At 45.9% G+C, this 24391-nt stretch carries 24 protein-coding genes and 1 other RNA gene; 6 read left to right on the plus strand and 19 right to left on the minus strand.

Going from position 1 to position 24391, the window contains the following annotated elements:
- Window positions 1-136: 136 nt before the first annotated feature.
- The 6 genes from rnpB to N288_RS15545 form a co-directional block, all read right to left on the minus strand.
- An RNA gene (gene rnpB, locus N288_RS24770) (RNase P RNA component class B) lies at window positions 137-525 on the minus strand.
- Between the two features lie 81 nt (window positions 526-606).
- Window positions 607-909: a cell division regulator GpsB gene (gene gpsB, locus N288_RS15525; RefSeq protein ID WP_009791232.1), complete on the minus strand. Its 303-nt coding sequence runs from the start codon at window positions 907-909 to the stop codon at window positions 607-609.
- 85 nt (window positions 910-994) lie between these two features.
- Window positions 995-1555 (minus strand): SLOG family protein, encoded by a 561-nt coding sequence (locus N288_RS15530; protein ID WP_009791233.1) that lies wholly within the window; start codon window positions 1553-1555, stop codon window positions 995-997.
- Window positions 1556-1664: 109 nt separating this feature from the next.
- Window positions 1665-1988, minus strand: a complete 324-nt coding sequence (locus tag N288_RS15535) for a CotD family spore coat protein (protein WP_022544119.1) — start codon at window positions 1986-1988, stop codon at window positions 1665-1667.
- Between the two features lie 380 nt (window positions 1989-2368).
- Complete coding sequence (locus N288_RS15540) at window positions 2369-3682, minus strand: ribonuclease H-like domain-containing protein (protein ID WP_009791236.1); 1314 nt, start codon at window positions 3680-3682, stop codon at window positions 2369-2371.
- Window positions 3666-5969, minus strand: a complete 2304-nt coding sequence (locus tag N288_RS15545; RefSeq protein ID WP_009791237.1) for a DEAD/DEAH box helicase — start codon at window positions 5967-5969, stop codon at window positions 3666-3668. The genes N288_RS15540 and N288_RS15545 overlap by 17 nt, the downstream gene beginning before the upstream one ends.
- A 253-nt stretch (window positions 5970-6222) precedes the next feature.
- Here N288_RS15545 and N288_RS15550 point away from each other — a divergent pair, with 253 nt between their 5' ends.
- From N288_RS15550 to N288_RS15560, 3 genes are all read left to right on the plus strand, one after another.
- Window positions 6223-7125, plus strand: a complete 903-nt coding sequence (locus N288_RS15550; RefSeq protein WP_009791239.1) for an ABC transporter permease subunit — start codon at window positions 6223-6225, stop codon at window positions 7123-7125.
- On the plus strand, window positions 7122-8039 hold the full coding sequence (locus tag N288_RS15555) for a peptide ABC transporter permease (RefSeq protein WP_009791240.1): 918 nt from the start codon (window positions 7122-7124) through the stop codon (window positions 8037-8039). Before N288_RS15550 ends, N288_RS15555 begins: the two co-directional genes overlap by 4 nt.
- An 88-nt stretch (window positions 8040-8127) precedes the next feature.
- The gene (locus N288_RS15560; protein ID WP_009791241.1) at window positions 8128-8607 is read left to right on the plus strand and encodes an Hsp20/alpha crystallin family protein; all 480 of its coding nucleotides are present in this window, start codon (window positions 8128-8130) and stop codon (window positions 8605-8607) included.
- A 115-nt stretch (window positions 8608-8722) separates the two neighbouring features.
- On the opposite strand, the gene N288_RS15565 is transcribed toward N288_RS15560, so the two are convergent.
- The 3 genes from N288_RS15565 to N288_RS24775 form a co-directional block, all read right to left on the minus strand.
- The gene (locus N288_RS15565; protein ID WP_009791243.1) at window positions 8723-11119 is read right to left on the minus strand and encodes an ABC transporter permease subunit; all 2397 of its coding nucleotides are present in this window, start codon (window positions 11117-11119) and stop codon (window positions 8723-8725) included.
- Window positions 11112-11975: an ABC transporter permease subunit gene (locus tag N288_RS15570; RefSeq protein WP_009791244.1), complete on the minus strand. Its 864-nt coding sequence runs from the start codon at window positions 11973-11975 to the stop codon at window positions 11112-11114. The genes N288_RS15565 and N288_RS15570 overlap by 8 nt, the downstream gene beginning before the upstream one ends.
- A 151-nt stretch (window positions 11976-12126) precedes the next feature.
- Window positions 12127-12672 carry a YppG family protein gene (locus N288_RS24775; RefSeq protein WP_009791245.1) on the minus strand — a complete coding sequence of 182 codons (546 nt, stop codon included), beginning with the start codon at window positions 12670-12672 and terminating at the stop codon, window positions 12127-12129.
- Window positions 12673-12862: 190 nt separating this feature from the next.
- Here N288_RS24775 and N288_RS15580 point away from each other — a divergent pair, with 190 nt between their 5' ends.
- The gene (locus N288_RS15580) at window positions 12863-13069 is read left to right on the plus strand and encodes a YppF family protein (protein WP_022544120.1); all 207 of its coding nucleotides are present in this window, start codon (window positions 12863-12865) and stop codon (window positions 13067-13069) included.
- 83 nt (window positions 13070-13152) lie between these two features.
- Here N288_RS15580 and N288_RS15585 read toward each other — a convergent pair whose 3' ends face one another.
- From N288_RS15585 to N288_RS15595, 3 genes are all read right to left on the minus strand, one after another.
- Complete coding sequence (locus N288_RS15585; RefSeq protein WP_022544121.1) at window positions 13153-13521, minus strand: YppE family protein; 369 nt, start codon at window positions 13519-13521, stop codon at window positions 13153-13155.
- A gap of 89 nt (window positions 13522-13610) precedes the next feature.
- Window positions 13611-13877, minus strand: coding sequence for an exodeoxyribonuclease VII small subunit (locus N288_RS15590; RefSeq protein ID WP_009791248.1), 267 nt, complete (start codon window positions 13875-13877; stop codon window positions 13611-13613).
- 652 nt (window positions 13878-14529) lie between these two features.
- Window positions 14530-15516 (minus strand): DUF2515 domain-containing protein, encoded by a 987-nt coding sequence (locus tag N288_RS15595; protein WP_009791250.1) that lies wholly within the window; start codon window positions 15514-15516, stop codon window positions 14530-14532.
- 133 nt (window positions 15517-15649) lie between these two features.
- Between N288_RS15595 and recU the strand changes: the two genes are divergently transcribed.
- Both recU and N288_RS15605 read left to right on the plus strand, forming a co-directional pair.
- Window positions 15650-16267 (plus strand): Holliday junction resolvase RecU, encoded by a 618-nt coding sequence (recU, locus tag N288_RS15600; RefSeq protein ID WP_269147768.1) that lies wholly within the window; start codon window positions 15650-15652, stop codon window positions 16265-16267.
- Between the two features lie 34 nt (window positions 16268-16301).
- Entirely contained in the window at window positions 16302-19064 is a 2763-nt protein-coding gene (locus tag N288_RS15605; protein WP_022544124.1) for a penicillin-binding protein 1A, read from the plus strand.
- 38 nt (window positions 19065-19102) lie between these two features.
- Here the strand turns inward: N288_RS15605 and N288_RS15610 are convergent, their stop codons facing one another.
- The 7 genes from N288_RS15610 to N288_RS15635 all read right to left on the minus strand — a co-directional run bounded on the left by N288_RS15610 (window position 19103) and on the right by N288_RS15635 (window position 24327).
- Window positions 19103-19633, minus strand: coding sequence for a YpoC family protein (locus tag N288_RS15610; RefSeq protein ID WP_022544125.1), 531 nt, complete (start codon window positions 19631-19633; stop codon window positions 19103-19105).
- Window positions 19633-20280 carry an endonuclease III gene (gene nth / locus N288_RS15615; RefSeq protein WP_009791255.1) on the minus strand — a complete coding sequence of 216 codons (648 nt, stop codon included), beginning with the start codon at window positions 20278-20280 and terminating at the stop codon, window positions 19633-19635. The genes N288_RS15610 and nth overlap by 1 nt, the downstream gene beginning before the upstream one ends.
- A gap of 145 nt (window positions 20281-20425) precedes the next feature.
- On the minus strand, window positions 20426-21133 hold the full coding sequence (locus N288_RS15620) for a DnaD domain-containing protein (RefSeq protein ID WP_009791256.1): 708 nt from the start codon (window positions 21131-21133) through the stop codon (window positions 20426-20428).
- Between the two features lie 227 nt (window positions 21134-21360).
- Window positions 21361-22545 (minus strand): pyridoxal phosphate-dependent aminotransferase, encoded by a 1185-nt coding sequence (locus N288_RS15625; protein ID WP_035401134.1) that lies wholly within the window; start codon window positions 22543-22545, stop codon window positions 21361-21363.
- A 31-nt stretch (window positions 22546-22576) separates the two neighbouring features.
- A complete protein-coding gene (locus tag N288_RS15630; protein WP_009791258.1) occupies window positions 22577-23050 on the minus strand; it encodes a cell wall elongation regulator TseB-like domain-containing protein in 474 nt (157 codons plus the stop codon).
- A 14-nt stretch (window positions 23051-23064) separates the two neighbouring features.
- A complete protein-coding gene (locus N288_RS24780; RefSeq protein ID WP_009791259.1) occupies window positions 23065-23235 on the minus strand; it encodes a YpmA family protein in 171 nt (56 codons plus the stop codon).
- A gap of 243 nt (window positions 23236-23478) precedes the next feature.
- A complete protein-coding gene (locus N288_RS15635) occupies window positions 23479-24327 on the minus strand; it encodes a ComEC/Rec2 family competence protein (RefSeq protein ID WP_022544127.1) in 849 nt (282 codons plus the stop codon).
- Window positions 24328-24391 lie beyond the last annotated feature (64 nt).

Here is a 24391-nt window from a genome sequence, read left to right on the forward strand (position 1 = left end):
GCGGTCCGCTTCATCCATGATAGCCTGAAGAAGTTTCCGCGTGCAAGTGTTCCCCATGAGGGTTTTGGTATGTATTAAAAAAGCCCTCCTGCAAAAGGAGAGCTTTACCATTTCAAAAATCATCTCACTAATAACGTTCTGTAAGCCATGTTTTGTTCCTTTGTACTGCAATCGACCTGAGTCTCGTACTAAGGCGGCAATCATCTATCTACAGATATAAAATCTGTCCTTCTCCTTGTTCATTTCCTCAGAGAAAGTGCCCCTACCATTATTTGGGTTTCTCGCTCGCGGGGTTTACCTCGTTCCACCCTTCCCATTTCTGGAAAGGCTCCGTCACTGTGGCACTTTCAAGGTATTCATGCCATATCCCGAAGGACTTAGGCATTTTCCCTGCCGTCAGCCGCGCAATCGCCCGGCTGCCCTGGCTTATGACTTCGCCAGGCACGAACACTACGGACATCTCAGTCCGTGCGAGCATGGACTTTCCTCTGCAGCAGCAAGCTGCCGCAGCGATTACCCGAACGTTATTAATGACTACAAATGATATTATATGCAATCTGGCTTCCAATAGCAATGGTTTTAAAAAGGAAAATCAGTTAAAAGCTGTTATTCATAAAGTTTGCTGCCAAACACATGCTTTTCCAGGTTGGAAAGGCGCTTTAAGATATCAAAGTTCGTTGTTCCGGCAGTCTGGGTGCTTGCAGGCCTTCTAGAGGCTTCATCAAGCTGTTTCTTCAGGCGCAGGTTTTCCTGCTGCAGATCTTCAATTTCCTGGTGGAAGGTTTCATAATCCTTGATGATCAGATCCAGGAACTTATCGACATCTTCAGGCTTGTACCCCCGCATCCCTGCCTTGAATTCTTTTTCCAAAATGTCTTTTGCTGTTAACTTAACTTTATCGGATAGCATCACATTCACCTCAGTCTATCGCTGAATAATCTTAATATATTTTTTCAAAAATATGTACTTTTGTCAATTTATCTTTGGAACTAAATTAAAATTCCTGGTTCTTCAGCTGCTCTTCTTCAACAATCAGCTGAAGATCATAAAAGGAAATCATCCTGATTTCATAAGGATTCTTTTCCTGATAGCTTTTAGCTGTTTCATAAATGAATTTTGGCGTTCCTTCCTTTTCCGTATCGTAGACAAGAAGAAGCACATCGCTTTTTTCGATAAGGAATTGATTCTTCAGCCTGAACTGCCAGGGCTTTTCGTAAGGCTTCCTTGTTACTGAATCTACAAAATCGGCCTGGGAAATCACAGATTCATACCACTCTTTATTGGAATCGCTCCAGTTCTGCTCCTGGTCAAGGAAAGGTGTGATGACGGCCAGCTTAAGATCAGGATATTCATCGAGCTGCAGCTGAAAGACCTCCTCGGCAGCCCATAACTCTGCGCCCGGCTGCCCGCTGATGATCACCCATTCAAGCCCTTCGTCAAGCATACCGAGCAGGCTCTTCCTGATAGCAGCCCTTATGAAAGCTGCTGCAGGGTCATTTCGTTTGAAAATTCCCAACTCGTGGGGTTTATAGCCTGAGACAACCGCTGTTTTCATTTGGGCTGCTCCTTTCTATGTAAAAATAATATGCGATTTATGGAAAAAATTGAGCAGGGGCCTGTATACAGGCCCCTGCCTTGGTAATGCACCTTAATATGGCAGGTTATTATCTTCCGAAGCCAGGGCCGCCAAAGCCTGGGCCTCCGAAACCAGGTCCGCCGAAGCCGCCTGCTCCAGGGCCGCCGAAACCAGGGCCTCCAAATCCAGGGGCCGGTCCAGGGCCTGCGACAAACTGCTGGTTTGTCACTTCATTTACAACTGATTGTGTTTGTGGGAAGTAATGCTGATGCTGAAAATTAATGTGGTTGACTGTCGTAGTGTGTGTAGGATGGATATGAGGCACCACATTATTCTGGAAAGTATGATTTACACAGCATTTTGTCGGATGGACAACTGCCGGGCAAATATTCGGTCTTGGTCCGCAATGCATAATTAAGATCTCCTTTCATTCTGTTATATTTACACTAACAAGTTATGATGAAAGGGGGAATCTTGTACTAAGGAAAACACCTAATTTTATGCATTTGCCGGGTTTTTTTTGCTACAGCATAACATAAAAACTGTCCTTCATGCTGGAAAAAATAATGACTGTCAGACAGATGACAACAAAAAACAGGAACAATATCGCTTTATACATCCAAACCAGCCTCACTCTTTTTATTCACTGTATGTAGCATACAACATTCAATTTTACAGCTTCAATGAGGTACAGACAACTAATAAATAATGGTTTTTACACATAGAAATATTAAAGTTTTGTTACAGCGGGCAAAGCGGATTTTCTGGGTACAAAAAAACGCAGCCAGGGTGTTATTTTCCTGATGCTGCGCTTTTTATACCGGCAGAAGCGGTATCATTCCGGGACTGTTCTTTTTCCAGCTTAGCATAGAGTCTCCGGATCCTCTTATCTGTTTCCGGTTTGAGCTTATCTGAGGTACCAGGTGCAGGAACGGCTTCCAGCGCCTTTCTCGCTTTTTCAGCATAATGGACTGCGCGCGCAAGGTCTTTGCTGCGATGCTCAAAATATTTTGCCAGTTCAATGGAGGATTCAGCCGTAATTTTCGGATCTGCCTCCGAATCGGCGCATTCCTGCCATAGGGCTGCCGCCTGTTCCCAGTCCTTCAGTTTCTTGTGTTCAAATGCGAGTGCATTCCTGGCCTTCACTGACTCTTCATTCTCTGTCTGTGCTGCCTGCACAAAGGCTGCTTTTGCAGAAGAAGTGTTGCCGAGAGAAGAAAACCACCGCCCTACTTCATAGGTTTCCGCAGCGGTCCGGCTGCCGTCCAGCCCAAGGAGCTGATAGGAAAGATGTGTGTACAGCGTTATGAGCGACAGGATATCGATTTCATTATGCTTCAGGATTCCGAGCATGCCTTCGGGGTTCTTTGTCTGCACGTAATCAAAATAGATCATCGGTGCAAGGAAGCCTGGTATATCATCTTTCCGCTCAACGCCAAGCACTTCCTTCTCGACGATGGAAAGCTTCAGCCTCTCAAGCCTGTGCTTCCAGATCCTTCGGGATGCGTGGTAAAGATCGAAATGCCCGAAAGGCGGAAGCTTGGGCACCTGTTCCCTGATAAGGGTATGCCTTGTCTTCACCTGCGGCCAGTCAAAAGCTTTGCCATTATAGGTGACCATGGTTGTATAATCCACGCTGTCCAGGAAGCTCTTATAAAGCGGCACCTCTGCACCGGGATGGGGAAGGATATGCTGTTTGAGCTTCACACCATCACGCGTCACACTGGCATGCCCCAGCAGGAAAATCGTGTTTCCGGTGCCGCCGCCAAGACCCGTAGTTTCTGTATCAAAGAAGAACAGCTCATCAGGCTGATGCCCGGCAGAGGAAAGCGGATGGGATACATCCCCGCTGTTCCAGGCATTCACTGCAGCCGCAAAATCAGAGAACCGGTAATTACCATGCTTCCAGTCTAGCGGATATTCCTTTTCCCTGACGAGGCAGAAGCTGTCCTCAAAATGGAATGGAAAAACCCCGTTTTCCTTCCATAGGTCATGAAGCATAAATTCCTGAGTAGCTTCTTCTGCCCTGACAGGCTTAGCCGGTTCACTCCCCTGTTCTTTTGAGAGATGAGGCTTTAATCGGTTCAGCTTATTTTTGAGGCTCATACCGCTCCCCCTCCATAGCCGTTTTTCTGAATAATGCCAAAAGCTTCAAGACATCGCTTTTGGCCGTATTCATAGCTGAATCAGTGCCAATGCACGATGGACAGCCGTTCTCGCAGGAGCAGCCTGCTACCATGCCTTCAGCCTTCTGTATGACCGTTTCAATCCCATCATAGAGCTTTTCGCTCAGACCTATGCCTCCCGGGTAGCGGTCATAAAAGAAGATGGTCGGCTTCTCATTATGCGCAGCCTTTACCTGCGGTACAACGAAAATATCCTGCGGATCGCACATGACAAACAGCGGGGCAATATGCTTGAGTGCATGTGCGGTCCCGATCAATCCTTCTTCAATCCGGTCTTCATCAAATTGGATCTGCTCCTTGCCGATGGATATCCACGCCGAGCTTGTATGCAGCTCTTCCTGCGGCAGGTGGATCGGCCCGGAACCGATGTTTTCATGTGTTTCAAACTTGATCTTCTTGAATATCGTTGCCATGGCCAGCACGCTCACATCGCCATATCCGATTTCCATTTCACCGCGTGACCTGTTTTTATCTTCTTCAAGCACTTTCAGCTCAACGGCAAGATTGGCATCTGTGAAATAATCCACATCAACCTCCCTCACATACGCTTTCTTTTCATCCCAATCCAAATACTCAACCTGGAACTGGGTGCCCTGATGGAGGTAAATGGCTTCATCATGCAGGAGCGTCATCGCAGAGAAACGGTCCATTTCACCTATCACCTTCACGTTTGCAATGTCGGACTGGTCAATGATGATGACATTTTCCTGTGATGCAGACCGGAGGCTGATATTGTGGGCAGGAAAAGAATCGTTCATCCAATGCCATTTATCGCCGTTTTGGTAAAGCACCCTTTCTTCTGTCAGATATTCAAGAAGTTCCTCCGTATCGGCAGTACCGAATTTCTCCCCATACTTAAATGGCAGCTCATAGGCGGCACACTTCATATGGTCGATTAAAATGATGAGGTTGTCAGGATTGATCCTGGCCGTTTCCGGGCTTTTATTGAAAAAATAGTCCGGGTTCTGAATGACGTACTGGTCCAGGGGGCTGGAGCTGGCAACAAGGATGACGAGAGACTCGCCATGCCTCCGCCCTGCCCGTCCCGCCTGCTGCCACGAGCTTGCGATTGATCCCGGATAACCCGTCATGATGCATACCTGAAGCTGGCCGATATCCACGCCAAGCTCCAATGCATTTGTACTGACGACCCCGTAGATTTCACCCGCACGCAAACCCTTTTCAATCGCCCTTCTCTCTGTCGGCAGATAGCCTCCCCGGTAGCCTCTGATGGCTTTCGGCCCCAGCTGATGCTTGACCAGCTCCTGGAGGTAGGTGAGCAGGATTTCGACTCTGACACGGCTCCTGGCAAATACAATAGTCTGGATGCGGTTTTTCAAAAGCCTCCCGGCCAGCTTCCTTGCTTCAAGCGTGGCGCTTCGCCGAATATTCATCGGTATATTGACAATCGGCGGGTTATAGAACAAGAAGTGCTTCCTTCCGCTTGGCGCCCCGTTATTGTCTATCAGCTCCATTTTCTTTTCCGTCAGGTTTTCAGCAAGCTCAAGCGGATTGGCAATGGTTGCCGATGTGCAGATGAAGAGCGGGTCGCTCCCGTAGAAACGGCAGATGCGCCTGAGGCGGCGGATCACGTTTGCCACATGGCTGCCGAAGACGCCTCTGTAAATATGAACCTCGTCAATGACAACATATTTGAGATTTTCAAAAAGAGAAACCCATTTGGTATGATGGGGAAGGATCGCCGAATGCAGCATATCAGGGTTCGTTATGACAACATGGCCTGCTTTCCTAACTTTTTCCCTTATATTAGCCGGAGTGTCGCCATCATACGTGTAGCTGTTGACAGGGAGCTCCGCTTCCTGGATCAATTCATTTATTTCACTCTTCTGGTCCTGGGCCAGTGCTTTGGTAGGGAATATATACAACGCCCTCGCCTTCGGATCGCTGATGGCCGTCTGGAGGACGGGAAGATTGTAGCATAGTGTTTTTCCAGATGCAGTTGGAGTAACAGCCACAAGGCTTTTTCCTTCAGAAGCAGCCGCATAGGCAGACCTCTGGTGTGTATAAAGACGGCTGATGCCCCGCTTTTCCAAAGCATTTCTCAAGGATGGATGTATATCATCCGGCAGATCCTCTGTTTTTGCTTCTTTTTCTTCAATTGTATGCCAATGGACAATATTATCCTTGAACTCTTCGGTCATCTTTAAATCTTTTAATATCTCCTGGAGATTTTTCCTGAGCTTCATTTTCCGTTCACCTCATACACCCATTCTACCGAATAAACGTTCGTTCAAAAAGGATTTTCTTTTGTTTTCCTGTTGGATTTATCTGGAACGGAACCAAACAGCCCGAATTTAAGATTATCAGATTTTTCCAAAAGTAAATTGACTGAAGGTATAAAATTTGCGACAATTCAGATATATTTTTTTTGAAAGCGGCTCTTTGGCCGCGGTTAACCTATTTTAACAGATATATAGAAGAATGGGGGTCAATCGTTTTATGCTGTTACTTAAAAAACTGTTCATTTTTCTCCTTGTGCTGGCGAGCTTTCTATTGATTCTGCTGCTGCCAAGAGAACCGGTCATCTATCAGCCTTCCGCATTTCACATTGAAATGGATTATCCTTTCAGTGCAGAAGCCTACAAAAATAAGATTCAATCCTTCTTTCAATTTATCCAGAAGGAAAACGGATTTGGCGAGAGCCGGACTGGAAGGAAGGTGTCCGAAGAAACCATCCTTTATATGAAAAGAAGCCTCGGAATCATTCTTCCTGCTTTCTTTATCAGCATGGCAGCTGGAATACTGGCAGGAATTGCAAAGTTTTCGATGCGCCTCCGTATGCGGGGTAAAATTCAGGAAGCCTTGTCCTGGCTGTTTTCATCGGTTCCGGATTTTTTTCTGTATATGAGCCTGCAGTATATATTGATCAAGCTGATTCAATGGGGATTTCCGCAGATTACACTATACGGCCATGAGCATTGGTACAGTTTTCTTCTCCCAATGATCTCACTGACACTTTTCCCTTTCATTCATATGGTCAATTTTACCGCTGCTGCGATGGACAAGGAAAGCGGGGAAGATTATATCCGGACAGCCTACTCAAAAGGGCTGGGAAAGAAAAAGATTTATCTGCATATCCTTTTTAACTGTGCCGGGACACTTCTCAATCAGGCGCAGTTCATTATGCTGTATATCTTATCGAGCCTGCCGATCGTGGAGAAGTTATCCGGCTACGAGGGAGCAGGAAACAATCTGCTTAAAAGCATCCTGAATTATAATGATGTTTCTTCTTTTGCGCTGATGCTTCCATTCCTGGTGCTGATGTTTTTAACCATACTGGCCTCTCAATCAGCTAAATATCTCTTTATGCCAAAAAGGGCAGGGGGAAGTGAACTGATATGAACAGAAAATTTCAGTGGAAAAAATATAGTGTATTTATTATAAGCCTGGTTTGTCTCGGGATCCTGGCATTTATTGCTTTCATCGGCCCTTTCCTCCCTTTTATAGACCGGGAGCTGTCCACAATCACTTATATTATGGATGAGAACCGCAAGCCTGTCATCCCGCCATACGGGCCAAATGAAGACTTCCCGCTCGGAACGGACAAATCGGGCAGGGATCTGCTGAGCATCATTGTGCTTGGCGCCAAGGAAACGCTTCTCCTTGTGATTATCATTACAGCCCTCAGATATGCATTGGCGATTCCCTTTGCTTTCCTGGCGCATAAAAAGGTGCTGGCGGCCGATTCTGTCCTCAAATGGCTGAATGGCTTCCTATCTTATATCCCGACCATCATCATTGTCATACTGGTCGTTAATCTGCCGCCTTTATTGTTTGCAAAAGACCGGCCTTTCTGGCTGATCCTTGTGGTTGCCCTTTCTGAAGCAGCCAGGGCTGCCGACATGATCAAATTGGAATTCGATGAAGTATCATCAAAAGAGTTCATTACAGGGGGAATAGCAGCGGGAACCACTCCCTTTGCCATGTTCAAACGATATTATATGCCTTTTCTGTATGGGAAAATCCTGGTCTATATGATCTCAGATCTGGGAAAAGTAATGTTCCTCCTGGGACAGCTAGGCTTTGTCGGCATCTTCATTTCCCAGCAGTTTGTCCAGACGCCAACAGGGCTATGGGAATTTGTCAACACATCCATCTCCTGGCCGATGCTTCTAAAAGATGCGTTTATCGACATCCGGGGCCCGATCTGGATTCCATTCTTTGCAGCCTTGTTCATGACTTTTTCTATATTCACCTTCAATCTCCTTTCCCAGGGGATCAAAAATATTTTTGCGCGGAAAATCAGGTATCTATAAGTAAGAGGGTGAGTCTTTCTCAAAGGGACCAATCGGGCGCTGATTGCATAATATATCCCAAGATTCTGTTTTGGGAGGAGATGCATGAATGTCTTCACAGCTGCCTGATGGCCCAAAAAAGAAAGAGAAAAATGAGCCATTCAGCGATATCATGAAATCGATGAACACATTCTTTCAGGAAAAACCCGTCAAAGGGTTCTTGCAGAGCATTGATGATTTCTTTAAAACTCCGTTTCCGCAGAGTTCCTTTTCTGTCCGGGTATCTGAAACCGATAAAGAGCATCATATTACAGCAGAGCTGCCGGGGATAAAAAGGGAGCAGATCCATATTGATGTACTGGATAATTATATTACCATTTCAGTCAGCCACGCGGAAACCGTACTCCAGGAAGATGATAAGCACAGGACCTTCAGCCGGAAGCAGACGATGCAGCAATCATCCAGGACCATCCCGCTTCCGCAGCCTATCAATGAAAAAAAGGTCAGGGCTTCTTACCAGGACGGCCTGCTGATCATCCGGATACCTAAGCAGTCAGGCAAGAAAATCATCATTGATGAAAATAATTAATGCCTATTGAGCTCACCTGCCAAAGGCAGCCAAAGTTCCTCTTTACAGGCCGAAAAGCTCCCTTGCAATTGCAGCAAGGGAGCTTTTTACATGCGGCATTCCAGACGGCAGAATATTATTCAAGCGTCAGCCAGTCGGTAAAATAGCCTTTCGGGACAAGAAAGTAGTCTGCGGCAAAATCCGCAAACATTTTCGAATCCACTTCTTTGAATTTAAACTTTTCGTAGTACGCTGAGAGGAACTCCATCCCCACAATACGCGGGTCATTGCCTTTGACCATGAAACGGTTATTGACTAATTCGAGCAGCTTCACTGCCGGCTGGCCATACACATATCCGTTATGCGACACTTCATCCAGCGGCACATTTGAATGCTGTCGTTTAACTGATTCTTCTTCTATGCTCTTCATCCGGTTAAGAGGAAGAGAAAAAGCCTTAATTTCCCCCTCGCCTTTTCCCGCATAGAAATACATGCTGGTTGCAAACTCGGTAATCCCCTCATCCACCCATGCTTCATAATAAGGATCATTAGAAACGGTTCCGTAGAAGTACTGATGGGCGATCTCATGAACGATGGAAACCTGGTAGAAATACGAATCCTCAATATACGGATTGATCGTAACGATGCCGGGATATTCCATAAACTGACCTTCATCCAGGACGACATCAAGCGTTTCATGAGGATATTCCCCTATTTTATCCTGGTAGAAGGAAAGAGCCTTTTTGGCAAGATCAAGCGACTGTTCAGGATCTTTGTTATGATCATCCTCCGTAAAGAGCCTTACCTTAACCCCCTCTTTTGCTTCTGCTTCATATACCTTTGTATCTTTAAGGATACTGATGAAAAAGTCCCTGACCTTTTCAGCCTTCAAAGTTCCCCTGGTTTCAGAGGCTGGCGGGTCTTCATCTGCTGTTGAGGCAATCGTGTAGCCTTTTGGTATATCATAGGAAACCTTGTAATCTGAAAAATCGGTATGGTAGGTTTCCAGCCCTTCGGAATACTTCTCCTTATTCCATTTATGCTCACGGAAGGTTGCCAGCATCGGGTACCATTGGGCAAGGTAATAATTTTTATCCACTTTTGAGAAACGATTTCCTTTTTCAGGAAGGGTGAACTCATAGTTTATCTCAACTTTGCCTTTATCGCCTTTATCCATTTTTTCTGAAAGGAAGACGCTTAAGGTATCATCCTTCAGTTCATAATCCGCTTCCTTCCCGTCCACCTTGATGTGATTCAGAGTGACGGAGGCGTAGCCTTCCACGCTTTGAAACGAATGGCCTTCCTTGAATACATTCGGTATAAAATAGAACACCAGCTTATCCCATTCATCCTCTGACTCATTCTTCACTTCAATATTGGCTGTCGATGAGAATTCTCCTTGCTTGTTCATCTTAAGGCTCAGGTCATATTCAGCCTGGCTGAAGTTTTTCACCCCTATATCCTGATCCTTTGTGGCATACACATAAGTGCCGGCACTGATAAAGAGGATCAAAAGGATTATAAGCGCCATCGGTTCAGGCGACAGCAGCTTCCTTCCTTTTTGGGCTATATAATTTTTCCTTACTGGCTTCAGCTTTGGCTCCTGTCCGGTTTTGATCCAAGGTGTTCTCTGGTAATTGGACTGGAATCGGTTTTTCATGCCATTGGCCAGAAGGCTGAATGAAATGGTCGTGATCAATAAGACTGCAAGGGGCACCATTAAAATATGAAGGTTCCCATAAATATTTCCCCTTGCCTGGCCGACCAGCCCTGCCAGCTCTTTCGTTATGGAGTGAAACAGGAGCGGATCATAGGTGACCCTTGTACCGCCGACAAAGATCTCCAGCAGGCCAAGCTGCCCCATGATCGTGATCACATAGACAATCTCAAGAATGAACATGACAAGAAATGTTTCTTTGAGCTGAGGGAAAATATGTTTCCAGATCAGCCTGTGCCTTCCTGCCCCCAATGCCCTGGCAGCTTCAATGTATACAGATTTGTTCAGCTCTGCCGTTTTCTGCCGGACAGATGAGACAATGCTTGGAATGCTGACAAGGGAAGTGATCAGGATGAACAGCATGATAAGCTTCCATGTCGGAATGAATGACAGCGTGTTGATTCCCCTGAAGAAAAAGTAAACGATCAGAAACAGCGGGACAAAGCTCCACGCATTTTCAAACGCCAGCAGCCATCCCGGTGTCCGCTTCCAGGTCCCCACATACAAACCGATAATGGTACCCAGCACCATCTTGATAAAAGTTACGGCAATCGCGATGAAAACTGTGTATTTCAGGCCATTTAGAATCATGGATGCAATATCATAGCCCCATCTGTCAGTCCCCAATGGATATTCGCCAGATTCAAACGGCTGGATCGGCGGTGCGAGCACCTTTCCATCCCGATACTGTGTCTCCAGCGCTTCAGATAATTGATGGGGCGCCAAATACGGCCCGAAAACAGCAAAGAAAAGCAGAACACTGACTAGAAATACGCCAATATATAATGAGTAATTCACTCTGAGCAGCTTATTCATGGATCAGCACCCGCTTAAATAAGTAAAATAATAATCTGATAGAAAGATAAACGATCAGCGACATCAAAAGCATTGCGAACAAGCCGATCGCAATGGGCTGGAATCCATTAGCCTGGAAAATGAATTTCGTGATTCCTGAAACGTTCATTATGTATTCAACGATAAATAAATTTCCTATCCCAAGCGAAATCACCTTTGTCATTTCCGCCAGGATAAAAGGCTCGATGTTTTTAAAAACATGCTGAAGATTGATATAATCCAGCCGCATCCCTTTAGCCACCGCGGTCCTGATATAATCTTCGCCGCTCAGCTGATAGTATTTCACTGCCACCAGCTTAAACAGATACAATGTGGGGGCTATCGCCACAAGCACTGTCGGAAACCACGTGTTCAGCGCACCGGAATCCGGCCTCAGGGAAATGATCCTGATCCCCGTCATTTTATAAAATTTCACGGCAAGGATCATGCTGGCAACAATAATGATGAAATCCGGAATGGATGCCAGAATGTTAAGGATATAATTGAATCCCCTGGCTGCCCGGAACCTGCTGATAAAGACACCGAAAACCAGGCTGAGCACGACCGCTGCCAGGATCCCCGCTTCCATGATTTTCAGGCTTGTGATAAAGAACCGCCCGATATCCTCCCCGATGGACCGTGTCCTCGTCCCCTGCTGATATGTACCTAAATCCCCGTCTGCTATTTGTGTGAAAAATTCGCCGTATACCTGCGGCAGCGCACCCGGATCAAAGCTCAGCGATTGTGTTTCCGGATCTGCGGTTACCATTAACGGCAGTGAGGCAATGAGCAGGATAAGCAATACCACGATGATAAGCTGCTGTATTTGCCTAAGCATATTGACCACCCCTTTTTATATGACCTACAGTCAATGTTTCCATTTTCCAATCCCTTCACAATTTTGTCAATAATATTCCATGAATTCCGAAATTTTCGGTTTTATATTGGTGAAAGCCAGATAGAAAAGAACAGCCTTCCTCAGCTGTTCTTTATACTTTGAATATGCCTCCCAGCCCTTTGACCATAGATGAGACCTGATTAACTGCGCTCATCATTTGGCCGGCTGTATTCATCATTTTGTTGAAATCAAGGGATCCATCCTGGCCTTTAAAGGAATTCATGATCGACTGGACTCCCGAAGGCTGCTTTGCCATGAAAGACTGCTTGGGGTATGGATTCATATAAGGGTAAGGATTATGGGGCTGCTGGCTTTGCGGCTGCTGATATGCTTCCTCCTGCTGCAGCGGATTTTGAAAAAGCCCCTGGCTTACAGGCTGCTGGGCCTGCGGCTGGACTTGAGGCTGAATTGGCGGCTGCATTTGATGCTGATAGCCCTGGAAATAGGGCGGCGGATTATGTGCCTGCTGGAAAGGAATGAAGTATGCTGATTGACTGCCGGCAAAAGCCTGGGGCTGATATTGGGCCTGGGGGCTTCCTTGCATTGGAAATGCGGAATAGTATCTGTGCCGGCCGTATATGCCGCTGCCCCCTGGCTGCTGCACTCGTGCCGGAAATCTTCTGTTTTTTTGAAACATGGGCAGACATCCTCCTAATACTGATCGCTACTTTAAATTATGATGCATCTGCCCAATTTGTGCATTGCAGGTAAGATTATCCGGTTTTGTCTGCTTATGATGAATTTTGTCGGAAGTTTCAATTTTTTAAAAACGGAGAAACTTTTTTGTTTCATGATACGATATGGGAAAAGGCGGAGGAGGAACATTAATGAACATTCACGAACTGAGACTGAAATTTTTGCAGCTGAAAGATTATAGCCCCGAGAGCGTCAATGAATTATTGGATTTCGCCAAGAAAGCCTATATCCACAATGAGATCACCATTAATGAATACCGCAACCTTATTCGTGAGCTTGAAGCACAGGGAGCCGTAGCTGACTGTTCCTTCACCGCAGCAGCAAATCTGCAGAATTGATCCCCGGAGGGTATAGCGGGACACGGGCCGCATAACTTTAATCAAAAAAAAAGCTTAGCCTGCGGACAATTGTCCTGCAGGCTTTATTTTTTTTCGTCTAAATGGCCAAGGAGGACATTGAGGACATATTTGGTGGAGTTATAGTAATTAATGAAACGGGTCCGGCTTGTTTCCGGGAAGAAGCATTGGACAGTAATCAGTTCTATATGCTCCGCTGCCGAACTGATCTGATTTTCATGCAGGTTCTTGGGCCTGTTTTCCGCGATCCAGCGGGCAGCCTGAGAGGACCATTCGTCCAGCAGCTGTTTGCTATGATCGGCAAAAGGCTTTACTTCCGCATAGAAATCAGGCTTGGTTCCCCTTTCCCGCGCCTGGCGGTAATGGCCTGCCGCTTCCTCCGTGCATTCCAGCAGCTCTCTAGTCAGCCTGTCTAAATGTTTTACCTCGTCCATATATTTCATCTCCAGTTGGATATTTGTCCAAAAAAATAAAAGTAGCGTGGGTATCCAGCTACTAAAGATCATTCTTTATTTTAAACAACCTAATAGCCCAATTCAAGCTTAATGCCGTCATTACCGCCTGTCATCTTTCGGTCCCTGCCGTCCTTTTTCCCGATTTCCTGAAGCCGATTTTCAGCATTGGCCAGCCTTGATTCGCAATATATCATCTTTTGCTGATGTTCCTCCGCCATTTCTCCCCTGAATTTTGAAAGGCTTGTCTCAAGTGCTGCATCCAATTCTTCCAGCTGGTCATATATCTCATTCAGCATATGGAGCAATTCTTCTTTCTGTGAAGTGTGTTTCATCATATAACCTCCCTTTTACATATATATCCGACTGTACGGCTTTTTGCTATTCACTGTATTCGCCTTCTCTTTTCACTTCCCTTCACCCCTGACAAAACTAGAAGCGATTCGCCAAAGATAGTTATATTTTTCAATGGAACAAAGAGCGTTTCGACACATCTTGAATGGATGAAATATTGGTGATTGAACACACTAAAGGATGGAGGTGTTGAAAGATGGCAAACAAGGAAAAACAAAATAAGGTTCAGCCAAAGAAGCAGGAAGAAACGAAAACTGGATTCGGCAGCAAAAAGCTGGAAGGCCCGGACAGACCTTCCACCTGATGAAAGCAAGGGGGATCCCTTGCTTTTTTTGTATTGATGGCTGAGCAGATTATGAATTGGTTTTAGTAAAACCAAGGTTCCTTAATCCAGGAACTTCATTCAATAGGGTAGAGGAAGATTGGAGTCTGTAATTTGGACCTGGGTTATTATATTTTGAACTTGTCAGCATTGCGGTTCCGGCTGGTGTTCTAGAACCGTTATTTTTCGTTTATAGCAGAATAGTGGTTCCAGCCTCATGTTCTAGAACCGCTATTTTTCGGTTTTTCTTTAAAAAGCAGCGCCAGCTGGTGAACTATATCCCGCTCCAGCTGATCCGCAATGCCGGACTGCGTTTACCTTTTAAACCAAATAAACTTCTTTAATCCCGCTGCCCGTTCCAGCTGCCTCTGCTTATGCAGGAACCATTCTGTCATCAGGACAGGCTCTTCTGTCTCCCCTTCTTCTGCAAACCACTCAGGGCTGACTCCTCTCTCCTTTGACCAATCATGCTTTTCATGTATGTGATGGCTGATAACAGGGTAAGTATCTTTTAAGGTTTGCAAAGCCCGCTTTGTCCCGCCATTGAGGAATTGTTCGTAATCCAACCTTGATCCCGTGTGAGGCACTTTTCCTGCAAAATTCAGGAACTCCGGAAAATGAGCGGGTGAGAACAGAATCCCTGCAAGCCTTTTTCCGAGCATGATTCTTTCGTCCGTTTTCCTGAACTTCTTTACACTTGCTCCATAAAGCTGGCCGCTGCAGGTTGGAAACAGGACCGAGCTGAAATGCATCCAGTCCTGGATGGAAAAAAACAGTGAATGGAACACCCTCCTTTTATACACCGGATGTTCAATCACAGGGCGCTGGATCAGGTTTTGTTCATTTATTATCAGGGCAATCATTAATCTTTCCCGGTCCCCCTCCTGCCAAAACCGGTTCCATTCTTTTTCCATAAATGAAGACACATGAAAGAATGGCAGAAGATGAAACATTGGCGAGTTTTTTTTCGTCGAATATTCATAGAGAAGCAGCTGTGGAAAGGCATCTGAGAAAATGAGCCAATTGGCACGCTCATATGTAAGGAAAAGCCGCTCCCTGATTTCCGGTCCAAGGAGGCAGGACAATGACGCCTCTTCCAGATCGCACATATTCCAGCCTGCATTTCTGGAAACCATACTCGCCAGGAAAGCCCATTGGATGTCCGGGTGGGATTGATAATAGTCGAAATATGCATGGGTCCTGCTGATATTATCTTTGTTATAATGATCCGCAATCGAACGGATTTCCTCTGCGAGCATCCGTTCGGAGCTGTCAAATGTGAAATTGGCTGTTTTTCTCAAAGCAAACCTCCTTGCTCACTGTTGTTATCGTTCACTTTTTGGTGCTTTTTATTCAACATTCCAGCCGGCACTTTTGGTATGATGAGTAGTGAGCGATTGCCGGCATAGCGGCACAATGAAAACAGGCAGGTGAATGCAATTGAATTTCCACTACCCAAACGGACGAAAGTATTTGCCGCAAAAGGCGGCTGCTGCGCCTGTGAAAAAGGAGAAAAAATGGACATATTCCAACAGGGGGATGACACTAGAGGATGATATAAATGAAACAAATGCTTTTTACCTGGAAAGGGGGCTGGCTGTAATCCATAAAAAGCCCACGCCAGTCCAGATTGTGAATGTTGACTATCCTAAAAGAAGTGCTGCGGTTATTAAGGAGGCTTATTTCAAGCAAGCCTCAACCACAGATTATAATGGCCTTTATAAAGGAAGATATATTGATTTTGAAGCAAAGGAAACGAAGAATAGCACTTCTTTTCCTCTTAAGAACTTCCATGCCCACCAGATATCCCATATGCGCAGGATAGTTGCCCAGGGGGGGATCTGCTTTGTGCTGCTCCGTTTCTCAGAGAGCGAAGAAATCTTCCTTTTAGAAGCCCGCTCCCTTTTCCCTTTTTGGGAGAGGATGGAGAATGGCGGACGCAAATCCATTGCGAAAACGGAAATAGAAGAAAATGGCCATAGGATCCAGCTTGGCTTCCAGCCCAGGATTGACTATATTAAAGTAATAGATTATCTTTATAATCTTACATGATTTTATGCAGATGTAAGAAAGGATGAATATATATATGGCAGAAAACTACAACTCAAGGGAGGAACGCCGGAAGCAGCAGTCTGCCGGCACCAAGAAAAAAACTCCCAAAAAGAAAAAAGGCGGTATCTTCAAAAAGATATTTCTGGTGCTGATCGCACTCGGGCTTGCCGGCATCATCATCGGAGCCGGTGCATTTGCATACATGGTCAAAGATACGCCAAAGCTTGATGAAGAGAAGCTGAAATCCGCTATCGCATCTGAAATTTATGATATGAACGGGGAGCAGATTGCAACCATCGGTTCCGAAAACAGGGATTATGTCGAGTATGAGGACATACCAAAGATCGTTGAGGAAGCAGTCATTGCAACAGAAGACTCCCGCTTTTATAAACATCATGGCATTGATCCGATCCGCCTCGGCGGTGCAGTCCTTGCCAACATCACAGAAGGCTTTGGTGCAGAAGGAGCGAGCACCATCACCCAGCAGGTAGCCAAAAACTATTTCCTCGAGTTTGATAAAAAGCTTTCCCATAAAGCTCAGGAAGCATGGCTGGCCATCCAGCTGGAACGTAAATATACAAAGCATGAAATATTAGAGCTTTATATGAACAAAGTGAATATGTCGCAATACTCTTACGGGTTCGCGACTGCTTCAGAAACATACTTCGGCAAGCCGCTGAAGGATCTGGAGCTTCACGAAGCAGCACTGCTTGCAGGACTGCCGCAAAGCCCGAACAATTACAATCCCTTCAACCACCCTGACAAGGCGGAAAAAAGGCGGAATATTGTACTGACGCTGATGAATAAGCATGGATACATCACAAAAGAACAAATGGAAGCGGCCAAGAAGATTCCGGTCACATCCTCCCTGGTCGCCGAAGAGAATCGAAAAATCAATGGAGACATTCCTTATGATTCCTTCATCGGGCAGGCTATTAAGGAAATTGATAAAAAATATCCAACGATTAATGTCTTTACAGATGGACTCAAAATATACACTACACTGGACAAAGATGCACAGGAATATGTGGAAACAATGCTCAACGGCAATGAAATTGTAGAATTTCCAAATGAAGAATTCCAGGCAGGCATAACACTCCTGGATACAAAGACAGGGGAAATCCGTGCCCTTGGCGGGAACCGAAACTCAGATGTGGAATTTGGTTTCAACTATGCAACCAGTCATACGCGACAGCCTGGATCAACCATTAAACCAATTTTAGATTATGGACCTGCAATTGAATATGAACGCTGGGGAACTTACCATACATTGGATGACAAGCCTTATGCATATTCCAATGGAACCGAATTCAATAACTGGGACGGCCGCCATATGGGACCGATGAGCATGAGGGAAGCACTCGCCCGTTCCCGCAACGTGCCAGCAGTCATGGCCCTGCAGGAAGTCGGCCTTGAGAAGGCTAAAGATTTTGCTGTTAACCTGGGAATTCCATTGGAAGATATCCAGGAGTCCTATGCTATCGGGGGACTAAAAAATGGAGTAACATCCATGCAAATGGCAGGCGCATACAGCGCATTTGGGAATAACGGCATTTATAATGCCCCCCATACTGTCAAGAGCGTTGAACTTCGGGATGGAACTAAGCTTGATCTGACACCGGAATCCAAGGCTGTAATGAAAGATTATACTGCCTTTATGATCACTGACATGCTCAAGAGTGTTGTTAAAGATTCATATGGCACCGGCCAGCAGGCCAACGTACAAGGCCTGCCGATCGCAGGAAAGACAGGAACGACTAATTACAGCAGTGATGAAATATCCAAATACAATGTTCCTGACGGCGCTGTACCTGATGCCTGGTTTGCCGGATATACAACGAATTATACAGCGGCCGTATGGACTGGCTATAAAGACAGGAAGAATTATCTTCCTTCAAACGGTAGAGACCAGAAAATAGCTCAAAATCTATTTAAAAACCTGATGGCCCATGTGTCTGAAGGCAAAGAAACACCTGACTTCAAAATGCCGAAAAGCGTAGAAGTCGTAAAGATTGAAAAAGGCACTTCAAAGCTCGCAAGCGCCTATACGCCAAGCGACCAGATCCTTACTGAATATGCAGTTAAAGGAGAAGCTCCTACACAGGTTTCAAAGAAATACGACAAACTTGATGCGCCGCAAGGCTTATCTGCAGTATTTGATCCAGAAGCCAATGAAGTCGTGGTTGGCTGGGAATATGGTTCAGAAGAAGGCGTGCAATTCGAGGTGAATGCTTCGGTTGACGGCAGCGGCCAGCAGCCTACGGTAACGGCTGAAAAAGGCTTAAGGTTTACTGCTCCTTCCCCTGGAAGCACATACACTTTCAGCGTTACAGCATTTAGAGATGATATGCGCAGCGATCCTGCTTCTGTTTCTGTCACCATCCCGGGAGCTCCTGAGGATGATGGACAGGAAGAACCTGAAGATGGGGAAGACGGCAGTCAGGATGACGATGCTAACCAGAATGATGAGGAAAATGAGGAAGACAATCAGAATCCTGGCAACGGCAATGGCAATGGCAATGGCAACGGCAATGGCAACGGCAACGGCAATGGCAACGGCAACGGCAATGGCAACGGAGGAAATGAAGAAGATGACGGAGAAGGTGACGACAGCGGTTCTGAGGGTGAATCCGGCTCCGGCGGTGAGTCCGGGCAAACCGGCCAGAATGGAGGACAGTCCGGATCAGGCAGCGGAACCGGCTCCGGTTCTGGAGGGTCCGGCACAGGATCTGGAGGTTCTGGCTCCGGGAGCGGATCCGGATCAGGCAGCGGCTCCGGGTCTGACGGAAGCAATTAATCCGGCGCATCTTTCAAAAGTCTAAATGTAAAAAGCGTTTAAGCTTTATGCTTAAACGCTTTTTCTATGCTTGCTTTCTTTTGGCGCTGCTTTTCTAGTTCAGCCTGCAGCTCACATAATTGAATGAACGAATGATAAAGAAGCGGACTGGACAAAACAAATTCCAGCCGTTCATTTAAGTTAGCTGGCTTAACATTCAATAGCATAAACTCTTTAGGAGTATCCAGCCTGGCCGGCTGTCCGTTGGTCCAGAACAGCATTTGAACGAAGATGCCTATAGCAGACCTCATCAATTCCGCCAATCCCAACCTCTCCCGTTTCCCATGCAAAGCAGCAATGGAGGATTTTACCTCCTCCCACTGTTCAATCCTTGCGGGAAAGAACTCTTCCGCCTTCTCCCATGGCCTGAGCGCTTCAATCCCATTATAAAAAGCAATCTCATAGATGAAGATCGCATCTGCCTGAAACTCATCTGCCCAAGCTGGCTCCCAGGCTTCCTCCTCTCCCACCAGAAATGGATGGTAGACTTCAGGAGACACCTGCAGCATGATTTTTTCGCTATCCGCCATTATTTCCTCTTCATCCTTTTCCGGCCTTCCCTGCAAAGGTCAAGGAGCGGGCAGATTTCGCACTGGGGGTTTTGCGCCTTGCAGTGATATCGGCCAAAAAAGATCATCCGATGGTGCGTAACTGACCATTCTTCTTCAGGCACCTTTTTCATCAGTGTTTTCTCTACTTCAAGAACAGAATCCTTCCACCTGCAGAACCCGAGGCGTTTGCTGACCCTTTCCACATGGGTATCTACAGCGATTGCAGGCACATCGTAAGCCACAGAAACGACGACATTTGCCGTTTTCCTTCCTACCCCGGGCAGCTTTGTCAATTCGTCCCTGTCATGCGGGACAATCCCATTATACTCGTCGATGAGGAGCCTGCAGAGCTTGTGGATGTTCTTTGCTTTGTTCCTGAACAGGCCGATCGACCTGATGTCGTTTTGCAGCTCATCAAGGGAAACAGCTAAATAATCCTCTGGCGTTTTATATTTTTGAAACAGGTTTTTGGTAACCTTGTTGACCAGCGCATCTGTACATTGAGCAGAAAGGGCCACTGCAATAACAAGTTCAAAAGGGTTTTCATGATGAAGCTCGCAATGGGCATCAGGGAACATTTCGCCCATAACATCCAGGCAATGCCTGATTTGTGTTTTATTCAGCATTTGTATCACCACTCTGTATTTAAATATGTTTTCATTATCTTAACCTTTTCTCTATATCCTGTCCTTCCAAACGCTCTTCAAGCACCTGGAGGGAGCATTCAGGAAATCATACAAAAAGGGCGGGAGAAGTCCCCCGCCATTAACATTATTGCTCAAGCCAGTTGTAAAAAGGAATTGATTTTTGCTGAACAGGACGTTCATCCGTTTTTTGCCTTGAAGACTGCGGCTGGTTTTGACGGAATTTGCGTCCAAAGCTCTTCGCCTGTTCAATTGTCTTAATCCCATTTTTCTTCCATTCGAATAAAATACGGTCGATATAACGGAAATTAAGCTTACCGGATATAACTGCCTCCCGCAATGCCGCTTTAATGATGACAGGGTCATGGTGGTCATCATCCATCCACATTGCCAGCGTTTCACATTCAAAAGGCGAAAGCGGCCTTCCGAATTCTTTTTCAAAGCATGTATACAGATCCATCTCTTCCTGCTGATGGGATTTAAGATCCTTTTGTTTGTCTTCGAGGAGGAATTGGTCAACCACCCTTTCCCAAAGGGGTTCAAGCGAATACTTTTCAAAGCGTATTCCCTCATCCGAAAAGCCGTCAAGAATTTCAATAAATCCTTTCTGGATCAGTTTCCGGATCATATCGGTGCATGCTGTATCAGAAATCGTCATTCGGGACGAAATTTCATTCGGGGTAGGAAAGTCTCTGCCTTTTTCAATAAAGGACGATATATGCAAAAGCAGGACGAGTTCCTGTTCAGTTATATTCATTTTATGATAGCGGGCCAAGAGGGCACCTGGTATGGACAGGCTCCCTTCCTGGAGCCACTTGATAATATTGTCTTTCATCCTGGACACCTCCTTTAAAGTATATCATGAACATTCAGGGCCAGTAAGGAGAATAACAGGCAACGCTGCCAGAAATTAGGTCTGAAACAGCACAGGGCATGAGTGCATATGAATAAAAAAATCCGCGTAAGCGGATCTCTTTATTTCCCTTTTATGCTGTAAGCGGAAAAGAGCATTGGCCATTCATGAGGCGCGAAAACGTCTCGCCTGCTGTTATGCCATTTAGATCACTGGGCCTTTTCTGCCACAAACCTGCGTATACGTTCAACAGCCTCTTCCAAAGATTCAAGCGAAGTTGCGTAGGAAAGGCGGATATTGTCCGGAGCACCGAATCCAGAACCGGGAATGACCGCTACCAGGGCTTCCTCAAGAAGCGCTTCGGCGAATGCATCTACATCTTTATAGCCCGTCATTTCGGCTGCCTGCCTGGCATTCGGGAATAAATAAAATGCGCCCTGCGGCTTAATGCAGGTGAATCCCGGTATAGACACAAGCTTTCCGTAAATCTCTTCCAGCCTGCCTTCAAATGCCTGCCTCATTTCCTCGACCGGATCCTGTGTGCCGGCATAAGCGGCAATGGCGCCGTACTGGGAAGCAGTGGCCGGATTTGAAGTGCTGTGGCTAGCCAGATCGGTCATTGCCTTGATGATCCTGCTGCCGCCAGCTGCATAGCCGATTCTCCAGCCTGTCATCGAATGCGATTTAGAAACACCATTCACGATGATGGTCTGCTCTTTTAATTCAGGTGACAGCTGTGCTATGGACACATGGCGGTTATTGCTGTATACAAGTTTCTCGTATATTTCATCCGATACGATCAGGATGCCTTTCTCAAGGCACACTTCCCCAAGCGCCTTCAGCTCTTCCTCCGTATAAAGCATTCCGGTCGGGTTGCTTGGAGAGTTGATGATGACTGCTTTGGTTTTCTCTGTAGCCGCATCCTTCAGCTGCTGCGGAGTGATTTTAAACCCATTTTCCTCAGAGCCTTCTGCATAAACAGGGATCCCGCCAGCCAGCTTTACCTGCTCAGGATAGCTGACCCAGTACGGCGTAGGGATGATGACCTCATCTCCTTCATCAAGAAGCACCTGGAACAGGGTGTACAGCACATGCTTTGCTCCGCTTCCGACAAAGGTTTCATTGATTTTGTAGTCAAGCCCCTGGTCTTTTTTAAGCTTTGCAGCTATTTCGGCTCTCAGCGCAGGAAGACCTGCAGATGGAGTATATTTCGTGTTCCCCTCATTCATTGAAGCCAATGCAGCATCTATGATATGCTGCGGCGTGTTGAAGTCCGGCTCTCCTGCCCCCAGCCCAATTACATCGCGGCCCTGTGCTTTCAGTTCCTTTGCTTTAGCTGTTATCGCCAGCGTGGAAGAAGGCGTCAGCGCCTCCACCCTGCCTGCTAGCTTTATTTTCATAGCTTGCGCCTCCATTTCATCCTCATCATAAATTTTCAATCCGCTTGAGCATTTCCCCAGTTTCGAAATGAATATAATAATAATTGATCAGACCGCCATTAGAGCGGTAATACACTTCCCAGAGAGGAAAGCCCTTTTCCATCCCCAGCTTTGCAGAAATGATCTCTTTTGGCTGCTTTTCCCTTTTAACTATATCAATCGCTTCTTGTTTAGATATGCCGTCTTTTGCATTTTTGACAACCGGCTTCCCTTTTTTCTCAGGAACCCAGACAATGAGTTCTGTTCCTGCTTTATCCTGTCCCTGCAGGACGTAGAGGGTTTTCTGTCCGTGATAAAGGGTAAAACTGTCCATTCTCTCGAGTGCAGTCTCTTCTTTTGCCCTCTCAAACGCTTTTTCTGAAGCTGCTTTGACCGGTTCTGTTGAAGCAATATACACTTTAGCAGCTATCCCGATCAGAATGGCTGCCGCAATGATGCTGATGATGATCCATTTTTTCATATTATCACTCTGCTTTATGTACGATAAATGGTGAATACCGCTTTATTTTGATCTTCCTGGTCAAGTGCCAGGCCGAACATTAAATCTTTCTCCTTTAATGTTCTATTCAATGAATCGACGATTTTATACAAATCGGGGCTGTTGGTGATTTTTACAGTCGACAGCACTTCTATTTTGCTTTCCATTGTTCTGCTCCTCTCTCCGGACCTTTGACAAATATTGCAGCTGATAATACAGCCCGGACAGCTTATACTATCCATATAACAGGTCTTTGCCAATATTATAACAGGTGATGTTATCATCCGTTAACCAAAGATGCATGATTCACCAAAAATTTTCTTCTAGTCCACAACGTCTTTTAGCTGCGCAATCATGCGCAGCTTTTTTGTATATTCCTGTGTGCCTGCGCGTCCTATATGACATACAGGCTATCCTGCCTCACCCGGGGAAATTGTGATCACCTCATAATTCAAATCAGTGAACTTTATTGTGACCGTTCCATGGACCCCGGTATAATAAACATCGATCCATGCTTCATGCAGCATTTTAAAAAGATCTTCATCAGGCTTTACTTTCCTTGACTGGAAGATGACGGCGATCTGAGGATCAAGATGTTTAATCAGCTGCCCTGAGACCGAATTGCCCTCCCCGAAGCCTGGCATTTTCACTATATTTACATCCGAAAGATTTTTTTTGAGAAGGGCCTTTTCTGCATCGAGGCTGCTGGAATTGAGCAGCAGCACCTTATGCTTCATAAGTGTAAGCTCAAGGTCCATACCTTCTTTCGGGTTTTCATTTTCGAACAGGACCTCTGCCTTCAAATTATGGAAAAGCTGCTGCTTTGTGCCCGCGCTCCATATATGGATATTCACCTCATCGAACTCTTCAAGCTCTTCCATCCTTTTCCGGGCCAGCCCCTGGCCTGCAACGAGCTGCTTAACACCGAATTCCCTTATGATGCTTCCGGCGTTCACCATGGAGTTCACATCTTCTTCTGTCATGATAATAGTCGATATTTGTTCCACATTATATAGTCCAAGCAGCCTTGACAGCTCTTCTCCAGAGCCTTCACCGCCTGTATTAATAAGAATATTCTCTCCATCCGGATGCTGAATTAAGGCAGATTCTCCTTCCTGCAGGGAAAAAAACGTGATTGCCAGCTCATTCCGTTTAAGCTTTAAATCAATGCTTTTTACTTCTGCGGGCAGGGATGGAGATTCAACCGGGACATAGTACCAGCTTGTGAACAACATAAGAAAGGCGAATAGCATATTCATCCAGAACTCCTCCAATGCTATCCTTTAGAGTGTGTCATCCGAAAATTTTTATCCTCTTATCCCG

Source organism: Bacillus infantis NRRL B-14911 (genome assembly GCF_000473245.1).
In the GTDB taxonomy this organism is placed as follows: domain Bacteria; phylum Bacillota; class Bacilli; order Bacillales; family Cytobacillaceae; genus Bacillus_AB; species Bacillus_AB infantis.